Source organism: Paracoccus lutimaris (genome assembly GCF_003337565.1).
Lineage (GTDB): Bacteria > Pseudomonadota > Alphaproteobacteria > Rhodobacterales > Rhodobacteraceae > Paracoccus > Paracoccus lutimaris.
Window position 1 is genome coordinate 1 of the sequence record NZ_QPJL01000091.1, and the last position, 1222, is coordinate 1222.

Annotated in this window: 1 protein-coding gene; it reads left to right on the top strand. The window is 65.1% G+C overall.

Annotated elements, in window-relative coordinates:
• Positions 1–1176 (top strand): DUF7986 domain-containing protein (locus DFP89_RS20070; protein WP_114351055.1); only part of this gene is annotated, 1176 nt, incomplete at its 5' end.
• Between the last annotated feature and the right edge of the window lie 46 nt (positions 1177–1222).

The following is a 1222-nucleotide window of genomic DNA, read 5'->3' on the forward strand; positions in this document are numbered from 1 at the left end:
GGCGTGCTTTGGGGCTGCGGGTTCGAGGATTTCCTTGGCCAGCGCTATGAGGACGGCAACATCGTCGATCTCTACCTGAAACGGCGCGGCTGGAAGGAAACGGCCTTGAACCGGGCCTATTTCACCGCGCTTCGGGATGCGCCGGTCAGTCTGTACGAGGTCAGCGACGTCCAGCCTGGGACGTCTATGGTGCTGCGCGATCTGCTGTCGGATGCCGCGCCGATCACGGTGAGGGAGAAATCCGCCACGCGGACGCTGAAGCAATGGGACAGGATTGCCGTGCGGGTGGTGCCCGAGCGCGATCACCATGTCATCTCCGGGGCACTGTTGCCCTTCCGGGCCGAGGCGGTGGATTTCCTGTTTGCCGGGCTGCGCGATGCCCTGAAGCTGAGGAAACGAGATGCGCTGCGGCTTTCGCACGATGAGCTGATGGGCTGCGCACCCATCTTCACCTCCGCTTGGCTGTTCATCGAGATTGACCGCGTTCTCACGCCGGACCAGCCGCAGTTCACCAATTCGGACGGCGACGATGTGCTGTTCCACGACCTGCGCTACCCGCTTGCCAGCGGCGTCACGCAGAAGGCCGTGGCGGAGCGTCTGGACCGGGTGAAGGGCTTCCTGGCCGAGGGGCCGAAGTTCTGGAACTGGCTGGCCGCTCGCAAGGCGCGCGGTGGAAAGGCGGGCGGTGGCATCATGCTGGACACGCAGATGGAGGGGGCCACCGTGCTGGGCTCGCTGGAACTGACGGGTAAGACGCTGCTCGTGACCGTCAACTCGGCCGAGCGGGCGGCCAAGGTCCAGACGTTGATCGGCGCGGCCGCCGGGGATCTGCTGAGGGCACCGTTGACCACGATCCGGACGGTTGAGCAGATGCGGGCCGACCAACGACGTGACGGGCCGAGCGAGGCGGCCGATGAAATCCCGTCCGAGATCGCGCGCCAGCTCATGCTGGATCACCTGGACAAGCACTACCGCGAAACGCTGGACGCGCCGATCCCGGCACTGGGCGGCAAGTCACCGCGTCAGGCTGTCCGGACGACTGCGGGGCGCGAGAAGGTGATCGAGTGGCTGAAGATGCTGGAAAACCGTAGTGCCGGGCATGGGGAGGGTCCGATTTCCGAGTACGATTTCGGCTGGATGTGGGTCGAGCTTGGGCTGCAGGAACATCGGAAATGAAGGGCGACAAGACAGTCTGCGATGATGATCTGCGGGGGAGGGCGCG